Annotated in this window: 22 protein-coding genes; 3 read left to right on the forward strand and 19 right to left on the reverse strand. The window is 39.5% G+C overall.

The features are described from left to right. Positions 1 to 2 precede the first annotated feature (2 nt). From BFU02S_RS06705 to msrA, 6 genes are all read right to left on the reverse strand, one after another. On the reverse strand, positions 3 to 668 hold the full coding sequence (locus BFU02S_RS06705; protein ID WP_066368272.1) for a 3-oxoacid CoA-transferase subunit B: 666 nt from the start codon (positions 666 to 668) through the stop codon (positions 3 to 5). Beyond that, positions 653 to 1,345 carry a CoA transferase subunit A gene (locus BFU02S_RS06710; RefSeq protein WP_066368275.1) on the reverse strand — a complete coding sequence of 231 codons (693 nt, stop codon included), beginning with the start codon at positions 1,343 to 1,345 and terminating at the stop codon, positions 653 to 655. The genes BFU02S_RS06705 and BFU02S_RS06710 overlap by 16 nt, the downstream gene beginning before the upstream one ends. After that, positions 1,346 to 2,704, reverse strand: a complete 1,359-nt coding sequence (locus BFU02S_RS06715; RefSeq protein WP_066368276.1) for an aspartate aminotransferase family protein — start codon at positions 2,702 to 2,704, stop codon at positions 1,346 to 1,348. A 171-nt stretch (positions 2,705 to 2,875) separates the two neighbouring features. Next, positions 2,876 to 3,034, reverse strand: coding sequence for a YjcZ family sporulation protein (locus BFU02S_RS16320; protein ID WP_084361015.1), 159 nt, complete (start codon positions 3,032 to 3,034; stop codon positions 2,876 to 2,878). A gap of 149 nt (positions 3,035 to 3,183) precedes the next feature. After that, positions 3,184 to 3,624 (reverse strand): peptide-methionine (R)-S-oxide reductase MsrB, encoded by a 441-nt coding sequence (gene msrB / locus BFU02S_RS06720; protein WP_066368277.1) that lies wholly within the window; start codon positions 3,622 to 3,624, stop codon positions 3,184 to 3,186. 7 nt (positions 3,625 to 3,631) lie between these two features. Further along, positions 3,632 to 4,108: a peptide-methionine (S)-S-oxide reductase MsrA gene (msrA, locus tag BFU02S_RS06725; RefSeq protein WP_066368312.1), complete on the reverse strand. Its 477-nt coding sequence runs from the start codon at positions 4,106 to 4,108 to the stop codon at positions 3,632 to 3,634. Positions 4,109 to 4,308: 200 nt separating this feature from the next. Here msrA and BFU02S_RS06730 point away from each other — a divergent pair, with 200 nt between their 5' ends. Next, positions 4,309 to 5,061 (forward strand): DUF4397 domain-containing protein, encoded by a 753-nt coding sequence (locus BFU02S_RS06730; RefSeq protein ID WP_066368279.1) that lies wholly within the window; start codon positions 4,309 to 4,311, stop codon positions 5,059 to 5,061. Between the two features lie 25 nt (positions 5,062 to 5,086). On the opposite strand, the gene BFU02S_RS06735 is transcribed toward BFU02S_RS06730, so the two are convergent. Both BFU02S_RS06735 and BFU02S_RS06740 read right to left on the reverse strand, forming a co-directional pair. Then, complete coding sequence (locus BFU02S_RS06735) at positions 5,087 to 5,665, reverse strand: YpmS family protein (protein WP_066368280.1); 579 nt, start codon at positions 5,663 to 5,665, stop codon at positions 5,087 to 5,089. 72 nt (positions 5,666 to 5,737) lie between these two features. Continuing rightward, positions 5,738 to 6,316, reverse strand: coding sequence for an SCO family protein (locus BFU02S_RS06740; protein WP_066368282.1), 579 nt, complete (start codon positions 6,314 to 6,316; stop codon positions 5,738 to 5,740). Between the two features lie 202 nt (positions 6,317 to 6,518). Between BFU02S_RS06740 and BFU02S_RS06745 the strand changes: the two genes are divergently transcribed. Continuing rightward, positions 6,519 to 7,409 carry an MBL fold metallo-hydrolase gene (locus BFU02S_RS06745; RefSeq protein ID WP_066368284.1) on the forward strand — a complete coding sequence of 297 codons (891 nt, stop codon included), beginning with the start codon at positions 6,519 to 6,521 and terminating at the stop codon, positions 7,407 to 7,409. Between the two features lie 74 nt (positions 7,410 to 7,483). On the opposite strand, the gene BFU02S_RS06750 is transcribed toward BFU02S_RS06745, so the two are convergent. The 9 genes from BFU02S_RS06750 to BFU02S_RS06790 form a co-directional block, all read right to left on the reverse strand. Continuing rightward, positions 7,484 to 7,735: a DUF2535 family protein gene (locus BFU02S_RS06750; protein WP_066368285.1), complete on the reverse strand. Its 252-nt coding sequence runs from the start codon at positions 7,733 to 7,735 to the stop codon at positions 7,484 to 7,486. A gap of 154 nt (positions 7,736 to 7,889) precedes the next feature. Next, complete coding sequence (gene tatC / locus BFU02S_RS06755) at positions 7,890 to 8,621, reverse strand: twin-arginine translocase subunit TatC (RefSeq protein ID WP_066368289.1); 732 nt, start codon at positions 8,619 to 8,621, stop codon at positions 7,890 to 7,892. A 60-nt stretch (positions 8,622 to 8,681) separates the two neighbouring features. After that, entirely contained in the window at positions 8,682 to 8,873 is a 192-nt protein-coding gene (locus tag BFU02S_RS06760; protein ID WP_066368292.1) for a twin-arginine translocase TatA/TatE family subunit, read from the reverse strand. 199 nt (positions 8,874 to 9,072) lie between these two features. After that, the gene (locus tag BFU02S_RS06765; protein WP_066368294.1) at positions 9,073 to 9,561 is read right to left on the reverse strand and encodes a dihydrofolate reductase; all 489 of its coding nucleotides are present in this window, start codon (positions 9,559 to 9,561) and stop codon (positions 9,073 to 9,075) included. Next, complete coding sequence (locus tag BFU02S_RS06770; RefSeq protein WP_066368296.1) at positions 9,558 to 10,352, reverse strand: thymidylate synthase; 795 nt, start codon at positions 10,350 to 10,352, stop codon at positions 9,558 to 9,560. The genes BFU02S_RS06765 and BFU02S_RS06770 overlap by 4 nt, the downstream gene beginning before the upstream one ends. Positions 10,353 to 10,481: 129 nt before the next feature. Beyond that, complete coding sequence (locus tag BFU02S_RS06775; RefSeq protein ID WP_066368297.1) at positions 10,482 to 11,060, reverse strand: TerD family protein; 579 nt, start codon at positions 11,058 to 11,060, stop codon at positions 10,482 to 10,484. Positions 11,061 to 11,102: 42 nt separating this feature from the next. Then, a complete protein-coding gene (locus BFU02S_RS06780; RefSeq protein WP_066368298.1) occupies positions 11,103 to 11,705 on the reverse strand; it encodes a TerD family protein in 603 nt (200 codons plus the stop codon). 38 nt (positions 11,706 to 11,743) lie between these two features. Beyond that, a complete protein-coding gene (locus BFU02S_RS06785; protein ID WP_066368300.1) occupies positions 11,744 to 12,850 on the reverse strand; it encodes a toxic anion resistance protein in 1,107 nt (368 codons plus the stop codon). 3 nt (positions 12,851 to 12,853) lie between these two features. Then, positions 12,854 to 14,491 (reverse strand): YceG family protein, encoded by a 1,638-nt coding sequence (locus tag BFU02S_RS06790; protein WP_066368303.1) that lies wholly within the window; start codon positions 14,489 to 14,491, stop codon positions 12,854 to 12,856. A 193-nt stretch (positions 14,492 to 14,684) separates the two neighbouring features. Here BFU02S_RS06790 and BFU02S_RS06795 point away from each other — a divergent pair, with 193 nt between their 5' ends. Further along, complete coding sequence (locus BFU02S_RS06795) at positions 14,685 to 14,930, forward strand: hypothetical protein (protein ID WP_066368304.1); 246 nt, start codon at positions 14,685 to 14,687, stop codon at positions 14,928 to 14,930. A gap of 111 nt (positions 14,931 to 15,041) precedes the next feature. Here the strand turns inward: BFU02S_RS06795 and BFU02S_RS06800 are convergent, their stop codons facing one another. Both BFU02S_RS06800 and BFU02S_RS06805 read right to left on the reverse strand, forming a co-directional pair. Continuing rightward, positions 15,042 to 15,821 (reverse strand): TerC family protein, encoded by a 780-nt coding sequence (locus BFU02S_RS06800; protein WP_066368305.1) that lies wholly within the window; start codon positions 15,819 to 15,821, stop codon positions 15,042 to 15,044. Between the two features lie 75 nt (positions 15,822 to 15,896). Further along, on the reverse strand, positions 15,897 to 16,478 hold the full coding sequence (locus tag BFU02S_RS06805) for a TerD family protein (protein ID WP_066368307.1): 582 nt from the start codon (positions 16,476 to 16,478) through the stop codon (positions 15,897 to 15,899). Positions 16,479 to 16,749: the final 271 nt, after the last annotated feature.

Raw genomic sequence — 16,749 nt, forward strand, 5'->3', positions numbered from 1 at the left:
GCTTAGTAAGCTATGTTTCGAACTTGACCGTTGACGGTAAATGGACAGCCTGTTTTTTCTTTAATGGCTGCCAAATCATACGGTGCAAACAGTTCCGTCAATACAAGACCTGTTTCGTTTACTTGAAAAACAGCCAGGTCTGTTATAATAAGATCGACACAGGCAGCAGAAGTTAGTGGCAGTGTACATTCTTTCACGATTTTTGGATTTCCCTGTTTATCACAATGATTCATTAAAACGACTACTTTTTTTGCTTTTTGTGCCAGCTCCATCGCCCCGCCCATTCCAGGCACCTTTTTGCCTGGGACAATCCAATTTGCCAAATCTCCCCTTTCACTTACCTGCAGAGAACCTAGAATCGTCATATCTACTTTTCCCCTGCGGATCATGCCAAACGCTATCGAGGAATCGCAATAAGAACCTCCTATATTCAATGTGACTGGAAACCCGCCGGCATTACACAAATTTTCATCCTCTTCGCCTTTTTTTGGGCTTGGTCCCATCCCTGTAATTCCATTCTCTGCATGAAACATCACGAGCAGATCCTTTGGCAGGTGATTCGGAACAAGTGACGGAATGCCAATACCGAGATTCACCACCATTCCGTGCTGTATCTCTTCCGCTGCCCGGCGTGCCATTTTATTGCGGATCTCTATTCCCAAGCCCATTTCCAATTCACTCCTTTCGTTGGAATGATATAATCCACGAAAACACCAGGGGTAATGATTTCTTCAGGATTCAAGTGGCCAAGGGGAACCATTTCCTCTACCTCTGCAATCGTAATATCACCCGCCATCGCCACAAGAGGATTGGTATTTCTGGCACTTTTGTCATATACCAGATTCCCAAATTCATCCGCCTTTTTTGCATATACAATCGATATTTCCGCTGTTAAGGCCGTTTCGATAAGATAATTTTTTCCGTTCAGTGTCATCTGTGGTTTATTTCTTGTCACAATTTCATTGCCAATTCCGATATCTGATAATATCCCTGGCAGGCCAACTCCGCCGGCACGGATTCTTTCGACTAAAATTCCCTGCGGAGAGAATTCTACCTCCAGTTTTCCTTCATGCATTAGTTTTCCGGCAATCGGATTGGAACCGATATGTGAGGCAATAACTTTACTCGCTCTTTCATTACTGACGATTTTTCCAATGCCGATATGAGGAAATCCTGTATCGTTTCCAATCAAAGTCAGTCCCTGAATTCCTTTTTCAAGAATTCCATCGATGAGTGCTGGCGGCGACCCAACTCCGCCGAATCCGCCAAACATCAAGACAAGCCCGTCATGAAACAGCTCCATGACTTTTTCAATGGTGGTAATCTTTCCGAAGCGATTTTCCATTTAAACATCACCACGCATCTCTAAAGTTTCCATTAAACTTGAAAAGTCTAGAAAAGTATCTTTTAACAAATCAGCCAATTCCTCCATTTCCTTGTTGGAAATGGTTAATGGCGGAGAAATAATAATGGCGTCACCGTTCACCCCATCAATCCCGGCGTTGGCAGGATAGACAAGCAAGCCTTTTTCCTTCGCTATGTTCACGATTGTTTGTGTCACCATCGTGTTTCTTGGAAATGGCGTTTTTGCCGAGCTGTCCTGAACAAGTTCGATGCCAAACAATAATCCGATCCCGCGGACATCACCAATAAAGGTAAATTGACGTTTTAGCTTTTCAAGCAGCTGCCGCAAATAGTCAGACTTCCCGTCTACCTCTTTCATAAGCTCATGTTTCTCCAAGTATTCCAGGACAGCAAGGGCTGCTGCACAGCTTAACGGATTGGCACTTAACGTATGACCGCTCATGACAGATTTTGAACCTTTCATAATCGGCTCCATTACGTGATCACTGGCAACAGCCGCTGCAATCGGCGCATACCCGGCTCCCAGCCCTTTTCCGAGCACAGCAATATCAGGAATAACATCCCAATGCTCACAAGCGAGCATCGTTCCTGTCCTTCCTGACCCTGTCATGACTTCATCAGCGATAAACAGGATGTCGTATTTTTCACAGATTGCCTTAATCGTTTTATAGTAATCTTTTGGAGGCACAATCGCTCCGCCCGCTGCTCCAATAACCGGCTCCACAATAAAGGCCGCGATTTTGTCTGCTCCAATCCGGTTAATGGCAGTTTCTAATTCTTGAGCACAAAGATGCCCACATGAAGGGGAATCAAGCTGAAATGGACAACGGTAACAGTATGGGGGATGGATTATGGGCAAATCCTGAAGTAGCGGAATAAATCGTGCTCTTCTAAGCGGATGCCCGGACATCGAGAGTGCACCCAGCGTAATTCCATGATAGCTGACCCACCTCGATAACACCTTTGTTTTCGTTTGCACTCCTTTTTCCTGCCAATGCTGGATCGCCATTTTCATGGCTGTTTCTGTTGCCTCAGATCCGCTGTTTACAAAAAAACTCCAATTTAAATCACCCGGCATCATTTTCGCAATTTTCTCTGCCAGCTTTTCCGCTGCTTCACTGGTAAATTGCGAGCGGTACACAAATGAGACTTTTTGGGCCTGTTCATTCATAGCATCTATAATTTCCGTCACACCGTGGCCAATATTAGCCGTCACAGCGCCTGATGCTGCATCTAAATACCTCTTCCCGTCTTTTGCAACTAAATAAACTCCTTTTCCATAATCAATCATTGGATATTCTTCATCAAGCATGGGTTTTATTAAAAATGATCGGACCAAAGAATATCACTTCCTTTACACATTGATGGAGAGAAAACAACGGGAAATACAGCACTCATGTTTGTGATCCTAAATCAATCCTTATTGCAATTGTATGATTCAAATTTTTATTTCTTTCATAAAGGCAATAAAAAAGCGGCTGACTCTTTTAGAATCAGCCGTTTTTACTAATTAATAGGCCCAGCTTGCGCCAATGATGATCAAGAGAATAAATAAGACGACAATTAGCGCAAATCCTCCAAATCCGAAACCAAATCCTACGCCTCCGTAACCATAACCGCCATATGCAGGGTACCCGCAGCATCCATCATAACCATATCCGTAATACATACTAGCAATTCACTCCTCGTAAATTTCTTACTTTTCCCTGATACTGTATGTATTAGGTGCTTGACCCGCATGTGCATCCGCCTAATTTTCCAATAAGCATATAAAATTTGTCATAAACAGGACAAAAAAACCGCAGTCTTCTTGCGGCTTTAATTAGTTTCAAATAATTTCAAGTATTCTCCGTATCCCTCTTCTTCAAGTCTTTCTTTCGGAATGAAACGTAAGGAGGCAGAGTTGATGCAATATCTTAAACCTGCCGGTGCAGGTCCGTCATTAAACACATGCCCCAAATGGGAATCGGCCGTCTTGCTTCGTACTTCGGTACGGATCATGAAATGACTATAATCCGCTTTTTCTATGATTTCTTCCGGATCAATCGGTCTTGTGAAACTCGGCCAGCCGCAGCCTGCATCATATTTATCGAGCGAGCTGAACAACGGCTTCCCTGAGACAATGTCTACATAAATCCCATCGCGCGTTTCATTCCAATATTCATTACGAAACGGAGGTTCTGTGGCATTATTTTGCGTTACTTCAAATTGCAGAGATGTTAATTCTTTTCTCAATTGTTCCAAATTTTTATTTTTCACTTTCCATTCATCCCCAATGTGTCTTTATAAACCCGGCACGGCCGGAACCAATATGATATCGTTCATAATGGGCTGGGTTTTTCTTGTAGTAATGCTGATGATACTCCTCGGCAGGATAGAAGGGCTTAGCCGGCAAAATAGGTGTTACGATCGGCTTATTAAAACGCCCGCTTTCCTCCAATTTCTTCTTGGATTCTTCTGCAAGGTGTTTTTGCGTTTCGTTATGGTAAAAAATCGCTGTCTGATATGACTTTCCCCGGTCATAGAATTGGCCGCCGGGATCTGTCGGGTCAATTTGCTGCCAAAAAATTTCTAAAAGCTTTTCGTACGGAAAAACATTTGGTTCATACGTAATTTGCACTGCTTCATAATGGCCGGTAGTGCCGGAACAAACTTGTTCATATGTTGGATTTTCTATAGTCCCGCCAGTATATCCGGATACAACCTTTAGAATACCGGGCTGTTCATCAAACGGCTTGACCATACACCAAAAACAACCGCCTGCAAATGTTGCCAATTGATAATTTTCCACGATTCCACCTCTATTTCTGGAGAAAAATATATCTCTAAATGAGTATACAGAAAGATGCATAAAAAATAAAATATTCGAGCCATTCTAGTTAGGCACCTCCCCAAAAATAAATGAATACATTAAATTGTAATCGAATGTGAGAAGGTGAATGTATGATGAAAGAAAGAAACATTTCCGATTACTTTAAAAAGGCAGCAATGTACGATCTATTAGCGCAATTTTATAAATACTCCAGCCCTCCGTTTCACATACATTATTATTTAAAACATTTGAAATACGTGAATAAAGCAATAACTTTAGGCCAGACCGAAAGCGGCCTGCGGCAAAGAGAGTCCGTGATCCGTGTTCTTCATGCCTATTATGATTCACCTAATATTGATCTCTATCTAAATGGGAAGCGAATCATCAAAAACTTACCCTTTAAAAATGTCAGCAAAGATTTTCCGTTAGCACCTGGCAAATACCAAGTCGATATATATCCAGCGGGCAACATGATAGACAGCATATTGAATAAAAAGGTAACGATCGAGCCTGGAAAATCCTATACATTAACTACGATCAATCACGTAAAAAGAATAAATCTGCTCATATTTGAAAATCTTCCTGACGTTCCAGCAGGTGAATCAAAGGTTCGTTTTATCCACCTTTCCCCAGATACAGGCAATCTTGATATTGCAGTAAAAAACCGCGATGTCATCTTTCCGAATATTACGTACAAACAAGCAACTGACTATCTTGGATTGACCCCGATGACCGTAGACCTTGAAGCCAGAGCAGCAGGGAGCAAAAATATCATCCTGTCCATGCCGAAACTGCAATTTAAAGCAAATGAAAGCTATACCATTGTGTTTGTCGGTTTTGCAGATGAAAGCCCCGAACTCCAAATTGTCAGTATAAAAGATTAAGGTGCCTGCTGAAAGGATTCGGCACCTATTTAACAGGAACTAATAGGGTAAAGGCAATATCGTCCGTTTTTAAATTAAATTGATCGGCTTTAATTTTGATATTGCTTTTCAGCTTTAATTGCTGCATATGAATATAAATCAGCTGGTTATTTGGAAGAATTTCCACTCCGCGCGGCAGCTGATAGTTATCATGTATAAAATTGAGAACAAAAGAAACAGAAAGATTTAAACGGCCAATGGTCATGGTTTTCTGTTTTAAGATCAAATCACCATTCTTCAGCGCTTCCGGCTCAAACGTTATTTTTAAATGAAATAGATCACTAAAAATCGGTAATGCTCCATACAACTCTACTTCATCTCCCAAGATTACTTGATAATCAATGGGAGAACCTGAGGCTTCGTCATGTAAATAATGATTAATCAATTGATTTACGTCTTTTTTATTCGATTTTATATGAAAGGAAACATAATCATTCAACGGTTCCTTGTCTTGATTGAGTATATTATTTTTCGGAGGAGTAAGCACCATCGATAAGATGATGATTAACCCAATAAGATTAATGCCAAAAAGAAGGAAGAAGGCTACTTTCCATTTGTTTTTCATACAATTAAGGCTCCTTGTTTCTTAGTTTTAGTATAAACACTTTACCTGAAAAAAATAGACCCGTAAAATGGTCTATTGCAATGCTTTGATATCATGAATAATTTCGTCATACGGAACCTCTTGAAAACCACTGTAGGATTTTCGAATATGACCGTTTTGATCGACCAAATAAATAAAGGTTTGATGAATGACCTGACTTTGTCCTTCAGGTTTCTTTACAAACGTTTTAAAATTCTTCATGGCATAATTTTCAATAAACTCTTGGGAATATCCGGTTAAAAACTCCCAGTTTCTAAAATCGGCCTTAAATTGATTCGCAAAACGAGTCAAATTTTTTTGTGAATCTACTATAGGGTCGATACTAAAAGAAACGAAATCTACATTTTTAAGCCCCTCATTTTTTACCATTTTCTGTAATTTGGACATATTGGAAGTCATGGGCGGGCAGACATCTGCACAACTTGTGAAAATGAAATCAGCAATCCAAACCTTTCCTTTGAGATTCTTTAAACCAAATGGCTTGCCAGCTTGTGTTATTGCAGAAAAATCTTTGATCGGCTCATCCACAGAATTTTTGATTTCTTTTTGCCCGCAAGCTGTTAATAATAAAGAAACAAAGACAAGCAGCATTATTGGTAGCCGTAGTTTCATATCATTCTCACAACCTTTTTCTTATCCTTTCCATTTTAGTCTAACAAAATTTAGAATAGTAAGAAAGGAAAAATTCTTTATTGATTGTGTCCTGGTTTATAATGGGTGTATGAATATTTCGTAATAGAGAAATATATGGTATTATGAATGAGTATTCATTCACTTGATTGATTTAGTTTATAAAATTTGAGAGGTGATGACGATGCATCGAATTGGACCGCTTATCGTTTTGGAAGGGAAAAATGACAGCAAAGTCCCCTATTCCCGAAGTTTGTACCTTGATTGTTCCGAAAAGGTCCTGATTGACAGCGGGGCCCAACGAAAGCAATTAGTAAACATTGATCATGAGTTTGGGATTGAATTAATCATTAACACTCACTATCATCCAGATCATATACGAAATAACCATGTGTTCAGTAATATACCAAAATGGATGAATCCGCTTGAATACGAAATGTCAAGAAGCATTGAGAAAATTGCGATGGCCAACGGTGTTTTTCAAGAATGGGGACCTATAGGTGTCGAAGCATGGAAACAAACCATGCCACAAGAATTGATCGAAAATCTTAACGGAATTTCCGGATCTTATAAGTATGAATCCGAATATCAATTCGGCGATGTAAAAGTCATTTTCCTACATACCCCGGGGCACACGAGCGGTCTTGCCTGCCCATACTTCCCTGAGCTTGGCGTTGTGTTTACGGTGGACTATGATATGACATCATTTGGTCCATGGTATAACGGAACAGATGGAAACATTGAAGAATTTATCGCATCAGGCAAGAGGCTGCTTACTTTGGATGCGGATACTTATATCACAGGTCATCAAAAAGGGATATTTACCAAACAGGAGTTTAAGCAGGCAATGGATTCATTTCTAGCCATCATCGATAAACGAGACGAACTGATTGCTAAATATGTCAAGGAAGGATTAACGTTTAAGGAACTTACAAGCATTGGGATTTTCTATCCGAAAAAGCATTTAGAGAACCCCATTATGCAAACTTGGGAAAGAAGCGGAATACGAAAACATTTAAAACGTCTGGGACTATCTGTTCCTGAAGACAGCGCTGATTTGCTGAAAGCCAAATAGGATGGTTCATGAACCATCCTATTCTTAATTATAAAACAAAAAAGAAAGCCGGTTTAACCAGCCCCCTCATCACGTTATGCATTATTCTTCAGTTCATCTGCTTTAAACAACTGTTCATAATCAGGCCATCTCATGACTTTCTTTAAGTAATCCCGAAAGGAGTAGCTAGGTTTTGGGCTTACCTCCTTATAAATGGACGCAATAAACGTCTGCAAACGGACTTGGATCATAAATTTAAAAGTACTGCCTTCCTCTAATACAGGAATATCCATGACTTTAACCTTCTGTCCAACAACATTTTTGAACTCCAGGCTTTTCAATAACAAATAATATCAATCCTTTTTACCCGTTTGATTATATTATACACCCTTTGTACCTCGAAAAGTGTCTAAATATGCTTATGTCCTGAAAATTATTTTTAAATTCTTTTCTAAAGAGATGATATAAAAAAGACCTAAAAGAAAGGGTTTCTTTAGGTCTCTATGCTTCAACTAATTCATCTTGCTGCTGCCGTTGCATGCGCTTTCGATAGACAAACTTTGATACATTAATACTGATTTCATATAAAAGTAAAAGTGGAAGCAGAACAACAAAATCGGACATAAAATCCGGCGGTGTCATAACGACTGCAATGATAATCAAAACAAAATAAGCATATTTACGGATTTTTGCCAGTACAAACGGGTTGATCACGCCAAGTGATGTCAGGAACATAACAACAACCGGCAGTTCAAACAACACACAAAATGGAATCGTCATAGTGAACAGGAAGCTAAAATAACGCTGTGCGGTAAAATTGGTTACAAACATGCCTTGGCCCAGGTTTAATAAAAATTGATAGACCATTGGAAAAATCACAAAATATCCAAATACCAGCCCGAAAATAAATAAAAAAAACAGAACAGGAACATATGTTAAGGTGACTTTTCTCTCAATCGGTTTTAATGCTGGTCTTACAAAAAGCCATATTTGCAAGGCAAGCACTGGAATAGTCCCGGCAGCTGCAACAACAGTTGCCAGCATAAAATAAATCCACATAATGTCACTAGGGCCGAGCACAAGCAGTTTCGTATCCCCGACAAACCATTTGTAGATATCCTCCACATAAATGAATCCAATGACAAAAAAGATGACAAATACCAAGATACAAATGATCAACCTTTTACGCAATTCTTCCAAATGCTCCACTACATTTAATTCTTTATCTTCCATTTGCTACCCCTGCCAAACTTTTGTCTTGAGAAGAAAAGGTGCAAGACAAGATTCTTGCACCTATTTCGTCAGCTTCTTCTCCTCGTCGCTGTCCTTCATTACATCTTCTGTTAGCCCGCGTGTTGAATTCTTAAATTCCCTTAAGGTTTGTCCAAAAGCTTTCCCTACTTCAGGCAGTTTCTTTGGTCCGAAAATAATTAAGGCAAGCACCAAAATCAAAATTAATCCAGGTATTCCGATATTTGAAAACATGGATATACCTCCTTATCAATAGTTGTAAACCTAATTTCAAATTATAGTATATTGTAAGTAAAATATTTGCAATCAATCATCGATTATTCATGGATTTTATTCTCTAATGAGAATTTAACAATAACTAGAAACGAAGTCAATAGCACCCAGTACCTAAATATTTGGATCAGGTTAACGAGAAGAAGCATTAGCAGTTAAGCTAATGCTTTCGTTTATAGATTCTAAAGTCAAAATCATATGGGTTTTTTTCATCTTTTGTTCCCTTTTTAATTGAAACAAGTTCCCAATCTTTTATCGTAAACTCCGGGAAATATGTATCACCGGAAAAACGTTCATGAATCAATGTAATATAAAGCCTGTCTACATAGGGGAATACAGCCTTAAATATTTCCGCCCCTCCTATGACGAAAAACTCGTCATCCCGGGCGCGGCTTAATTTTAAAAATTCTTCGACAGAGTTCAATATAGTACATCCTTGAGCATGATAAACAGGATTTCTGGAAATCACGATATTTTCCCTGCCCGGCAGCACACGGCCTATAGACTCATGGGTTTTTCGTCCCATCACAATTGGGTGCCCCATTGTAACTTGTTTAAAGAATTTTAAATCAGCCGGCAAATGCCATGGCAGCTGATTTTCTTTTCCAATCACGCGATTTTCATCCATCGCAACAACGAAGGAAATCAAACACTGACCACTCCTTTGATATGTGGATGCGGGTTGTAATTTTCCAGAGTAAAATCTTCATAATGAAAAGAAAAGATATCTTTTACATTAGGATTAATCTTTATTGTCGGGAGCGGCCTCGGCTCTCTTTGCAGTTGCAGCTTTACTTGCTCCACATGATTTAAGTAGATATGGACATCACCGAACGTATGAATAAATTCACCCGGCTCTAAGTCGCATACTTGGGCAATCATCATCGTCAAAAGCGCATACGAGGCAATATTAAACGGTACCCCAAGAAAAACATCTGCTGATCTTTGATAAAGTTGGCATGACAGCTTCCCGTCCGCAACGTAAAATTGGAACATACAGTGGCATGGAGGAAGCGCCATTTTATCAATTTCAGCCACATTCCAGGCATTCACCAAGAGTCTCCGTGAATTTGGATTGGTTTTGATTTGTTCAATTAGTTCGCTGATTTGGTCCACCGTTTTGCCATCTGCGCCTGTCCATGAGCGCCATTGGTGCCCGTAGACTGGTCCCAATTCCCCATTCTCATCTGCCCACTCATTCCAAATACGGACACCATGTTCCTGCAAATAGCGGACATTGGTATCCCCTTTTAAAAACCAAAGGAGCTCATAGATAATTGATTTTAAATGGAGCTTCTTCGTTGTTAAAAGCGGGAAACCATCCGCCAAATTACATCTCATTTGGTAACCGAATGTGCTGATTGTACCTGTTCCTGTGCGGTCCTTCTTTATAGTGCCGTGTTCAAGCACAAACTTGCATAAATCCAAGTATTGTTTCAATGTAAACCTCCTCCTTTGTTAGAAAAGCGCAAGGCGCCCGCCTAGCGCCTGGAGCTAGACAATTCTCGAGGTCAAAATTTATATTTTCTCTACTTTAGAAAAAGCTGCCGCTAAACGGCAGCTTTTTCATTATACCTCAAGACCAAAATTTCTGCACAATGCTGCCAGTCCGCCGGCAAAACCGCTGCCGATTGCGTTGAATTTCCAATCCCCATTATGACGGTATAATTCGCAAACAACAACTGCAGTTTCGACAGAAAAGTCTTCGCCAAGGTCAAATCTTAGTATTTCCCTATTTGTTTCTTCATCTACTACACGGACAAATGCATTGCTTACTTGCCCAAAATTTTGATTTCTTGCCTCCGCTTCGTGGATGGTCACAGTGATGGCAATCCGTTCTACATGGGACGGAACTTTACTGAAATCAATTTTAATTTGTTCGTCATCCCCTTCACCTTCTCCGGTACGGTTGTCACCTGTATGTTTAACCGCTCCGGATGAGTGAACTAAATTATTATAGAAAATAAAATCCTCATCGTGAATAACACGATTATTAGCATCCGCTAAAAACGCAGATGCATCCAAATCAAAATCATACCCACCATGATAACGGTTTGTATCCCAGCCAAGTCCGACGATGACTTTCGTTAATCCTGGATTTGTTTTTGTTAAATCGATTCTTTGACCTTTAGCTAAATTGATGCTCATTTCGTTTCCACCTCATTTTCAAAAAATTTAGTCAAAACTTATTTAGCTATAAGAACGAACGATTTCACTTAAGCTGGACGCATTGGTGCCATGGCCGATGGCAGCAAACTTCCATTCAGTTCCATGACGGTAAATTTCACCGGCAATCAGGCTTGTTTTGCCGCTGTAATCGTCAGATAAATTATAATGAACCAATTCTTGATCAGTACTAGGATTGACAACTCTTATAAAAGCATTACGTATCATGCCAAAATGTTGCCTTCTTTTCACGCAATCATAAATATTTACAACAAACACAAGCTTTTGGATATAGGAAGGCACCCGGCTTAAATCAACCATAATTTGCTCATCATCACCATCTCCGTCACCTGTCAGGTTATCACCTGAGTGCTGGACACTGCCATCAGCACTTCTCAGGTTGCCAAAATAAATGACATCTTTATTATTCCTCAACCGATCATTTTCTCCTAGCATAATGACAGAGGCATCACAGTCGATATTAGCATTGCCGCCGCCGAAAATCGAACTGAAAAAGCTACCCCCGCTTTGTACCGGATCCCAGCCAAGCCCAACTAAAATTTTTGATAAACCTGGGTTACTCTTCGTTAAATCGATACGCTGGCCTTTTTGCAAATTAATTGCCATTTAAAAACACCCCTTTTAGCGTTTATTTCCCAATACGTTTAGTATTGTGTTTTCAGTTTCTTAAAGTTTTCTTGCAGCTCCTCAAGCCGCCTTGTCCCCTCTTGGCGCAAACGTTTATTTTCATCCTCAATCGCTTTTGTTTCCTGTAATCCTTTGATAATAATGTTCCATGATTCTTCGATCGTTTCAATTTTGATGCTTGGCGAACCTGCAAGTCTTGCAATATCGGCACTTTGCTGGGAAATATTTTGCGCATTTCTAAGCAGCATTTCATTTGTCCGGCGGTCAAGCTCGCTCATAGAATCTGCCACAAGCTTCTGCCTTTTTGCGGCAACTGCCTGGATCAGCCCATTTTTAAAAATTGGGATCGTGGTAACAAAAGCTGAATTGATTTTGCCAATTAGTTTGGTGTTGCCGCGCTGCAGCATGCGAATTTGCGGAGCAGTTTGAAGTGCCACCATTTTGGCCATCTCCAAATCATAAATTCGCTGCTCCAATAGTTCAATCGCATTTCGTAATGAATCTAGTTGCATGGAAGCCAGCTGATCACCTGCTTGCGCCCGGCTCTCAAGTTGCGGCAGCTGGTGATTCTTCAATTCCTCCACTTTCAACTCGCCGGCAACGATATATTTTTCAAGCGTTAAATAATATTGATAGTTTTGTTCATACATATTTTCCAACATATTCGTCGAATCAACCATTTCCTGACGGTACTTGGAGATTTCTACATAGACTTTATCAATTTCCTGTCCCATCGTCTGGTATTTCCCAAATATCTTTTCGACCATCTTTTCGCCTTTTTTGAACAATTTGCTAAAAAAACCGTCATTTGATTTTTGGAAATCTTTTGGATCAAATTTATCCATGATCCGGCCCAACTGTTTTAAAAGCTCACCGGAATCTTCCACTTTTGTAGTGCGCATATTGCCAAGAATTTGGTCAGAAAAGCGGGATATTTGGACAGCTGGTTCCTTGCCAAACTCTAAAATTTGAATTTGGTCCCGAACATCAATCGACTTGGCAAGATTCTGAACTTCAGGCTCCTTGCGAAGGGCAAGCTTTATATCGGAAACTTTTGTTTCTGTCAATAAGTCTTCTTGGGCGGCAGGTGTCAGCTCATTTGATGGATTTAATGGAAGATTCATTCTCTACTCTCCTCTCAAATTTTTAAAAATTCCTTGCAGCAATCCTTTTTTGAATATCGATGTTTCTTTATATTCCATATTAAACACAACATCATCCAGCCAATGAACATCAAATAATGAAGCTTCAAGGTAATTTTCGATGTCATTATGGCCTGCCGGATTATAAATAATCATATCAAAGCCAAATTGATTAAGTAAGACCATTAGCGCAGCATCAGACCTTGAAAGGGTTCCTGTTGTTTCATTATTAAAAATAATTAATTTAGGTACGTGCTGGGAATAATCAAACCGTTCCAATAGTTGAATAATATTTTTCGGCATCAGCATTGCTTGTGTAAACTGATAAATTTTGAGCTCTTCCAACGTCTCCGATGGCAATGGCTTTAGCATTGGCTTGTCACAAATTCTTATAACCGCATTGGCAATTCCCGATTGTAGTCCCGATGATAAAAACGAGTATGGCCAATAATGGGATTTTATGATTTTTTCAGGATCTAATAGACCGTCATTTCCCAGGGCATCCCGATAATGAAACCGAAAATCATTTGTACGATAGAATGTAAATGGCAAGCTTCGAATCAAAAGACTGTGCTCCATTTCGCTGAGCGAATGAAGACGATCCCAGTATTCTTTTCGATTTTTGCTGACTCCTTGAACTTTGGCGAAAATCGATGGAATTTTGACCTCTCCATTCGCGACAGTAAATTCCGGACGCACCATGGCGATTTCCTTTCCAATAATAAACAATTCATCATAAGTCGTTTTCAATGTAAGGGATGAAGGAGTATAATCTCTTAGCTGCCACGGCTTATACAGCCCGGAGCCCTCTTGATTAAGAATTGTTTCAATTTCCTTGGAAGCACGGTATGCGACCGTTGTTTTTCGGTTTCGTTTCTCCCGCGGAAAAGGTTCAGGCGGAATTTGTTTCGGGAAACGGTGGATAAAAACAGGTTCCTCGATAAAACCTGCTAAAACATCCTTTCCTTCCGGATGAAAAACAACAAGATCGCAACCAAGTTTTATTAAATAAAATAAAAAATATTGATGGCTTTTCTTTACATCCCCATACCATATAAACTTAGGCATTTCTTTTTCGGGGTCAGCATTTTCCAAGACAGGCTGCAGATGATTAATCGACCACTTTATAAGGTCAACAAGAACACGCCTCAGATCTATATTCCCTAAACCGTCCTCTTCAAACTTTGCAAACTTTTCGAGCACGGCGATCATTGTTTCCCGCAGTTTCCGATGAATTACCGGGATTTTCGATTTTATAATCAGCTGCTCCCCATCCAGAAATGCCGTGAACCGATTAATCGATAACTTTTGTTCCTGATTGATATTGATAATCTTTTGGATTGATTGAAAGTAGTGATTGCTAATGGATTTATCGAGAGAATCTTCACTCAACAAGTGAAGTTTCCATTCCTCTGAATGAACATAATCAAACAATTGATTATAGTATTCATCCGTATCAATCGGCACACCTAAGAATTCTCCCAATACCTGCCCGATTTCGATTGTATTTTGTTGAATGGAAAATAAGGGACGTTCCGACAGTGGTTTTTTTAAATATTCGAGCCAATTTTCATATGTAAGAGGCACTTGTCTGACCTTCAATTGATTTAATGGCGGGTACATGGATCATCCCCCTTTAAAACAGAAGCATTTTTTCGAATGAGAGTAATATGCTTCCATCATATCACAGTTCGATAAATGCTTCATATATTAAGAGAGCTGACAAGGAAAAAATTCGTCTACCCATATTCCATTACACCTTTTTTCTTGTACCTGCATATATTTGAGTACTTACACATTGAAGCAGGTGACATGAATGAGATTTTTAATCAAACGGCCAAAGATTGAACTGATCCAAGATGAATTAAATACAGTGATGGAAGTGATGTCCGCAGAAGTTTTTATTTACTTGGATCTATTGATATTCAGCTTGATTTTCACCTTCCTGCTAGCCCCGATATTTAATTCCCTGGCGTTGTCTTGCTTGCAATTTGCCTGTTCATACAGTTTTTTTTCGTGGATCTATCTGACAGCTTTCAGCCGACTGTTTAGAAAGAATTAAAAAGCTTTGGCAACTGCAATTTAAAAATTTCTGAAGAATTTCTTTCATACTTTCATAAATGCAAAAAGAAGGGAGACAACTTATATCAGCTCCCTTTTTCAATTGCATTTATTATGATTGTTTTTCTTGCGTGTTTTCTTTTTTCTTATTTAAGAAGTGGACAATAAAGGTTGCTCCGAATGTAAATAGCAAGATGATAAAGAAGTAGAACGCCGACAGTTCATAATGAAAGAAGACGCCAAGGAACATCTTAATAGAAATAATTAATATTAATATATAAGCAGTTGTTTCAAGTTCGGGAATCTTCTCGATTAATGTTAAAAATACCCCGGCAACCCCTCGCATCATTAATACGCCAAGCATCCCGCCAAGGAGCAGAATCCAAACCTCATTGCTGACACCGAAAGCTGCAAGTACACTATCAACTGAAAAAGCAATGTCCATTAATTCAACCATGACAACAGTACCCCAAAAAACGCCAAATATTCGGGTAAGGACACCATTTTGGTTCATGCCTTCTGCTTCCTCTTCTTTCTCTTCGCCGCCTTTTCGTTTGTCAATAAAGTATTTGATGGATAACCAGGCTAGATAGGCTGCACCAATCGCTTTGATCCACCAAAGCTTGATGAGGAATACGCCGAGTCCAATTGCGATAAAACGAAATACATAGGAACCGATTAAGCCATAAAAAAGCGCCTTTTTCCGTCTGTTTTTCGGCAAATGCTTGACCATGACCGCGAGAACAAGCGCATTATCTGCGGACAGCAAGCCTTCAAGAATAATTAATGTGCCAATCAGCCCCCAGCTGACCGGGTTTGTTAAAACTTCTCCCCACATATGCCAATCAAAAAATTGGGCATATGTATCGAGAATTCCTTGTAATACTGACATTAAATAAATCCTCCAATACAGTCATTACTTTGAAAAAGACCCAGCTAGAGAGCCGGGTCTCTTTCATTTTTCTTTTTAACCTACTTGCAGACCGAAATCAGTTGCCAGTGCTGCCAAGCCGCCTTGATAGCCGCTGCCAATGGCACTAAATTTCCATTCTCCGCCGTGGCGGTATAATTCTCCGACAACGATTGCTGTTTCAATTGAGAAATCTTCACCTAAATCATAACGAATAAGTTCCTCATTGGATTCTTCATTAAAAATCCTGACGTATGAATTGGATACTTGCCCAAAGTTTTGGTTGCGAGCTTGCGCTTCATGAATGGTAATCGTAAAGGCAATCCGGTGAATATTGGCCGGCACTGCCGATAAATTAATCTTGATTTGTTCATCGTCACCATCACCTGCACCGGTACGATTATCTCCTGTATGTACAACTGATCCATTTCCGCCTTGAGGGTTATTATAAAAAACAAAATCCGTTTCCGTTGTTACTTTGCCGTTCTCCCCAAGCAAGAATACAGAAGCATCCAGGTCAAAGTCATGACCACCGTCATATTTATTTGTATCCCAGCCGAGTCCTACAACTACTTTTGTTAATCCGGGATTTGTTTTGGTTAAATCGACCTTTTGACCTTTTGATAAACTTACTGCCATTTTTCATTCCTCCATTTTAGTTGATAGTCTATTTACGAGTTTTGCATTAAAAGGTTTCATTTATAATTTTAAATTTTACTCCGCAATTTAAGCAAATCTCTTTACATACATTAACTATTATACTGTTTTTTTAGAAAATGGAAAATATAGTTCAAAATAACATAAATTATTTCATCAACAAATAAAGGACGATTTTTGATCGTCCTTACTTGAAAGATAAAAAAGTATAAAGTAGACTTCGAAAATTGTCCAGCGCAAGCGGCCTAGCCCC

It is taken from the genome of Neobacillus fumarioli NBRC 102428 (assembly GCF_001591485.1).
GTDB classification, from domain to species: domain Bacteria; phylum Bacillota; class Bacilli; order Bacillales; family Cytobacillaceae; genus Neobacillus; species Neobacillus fumarioli.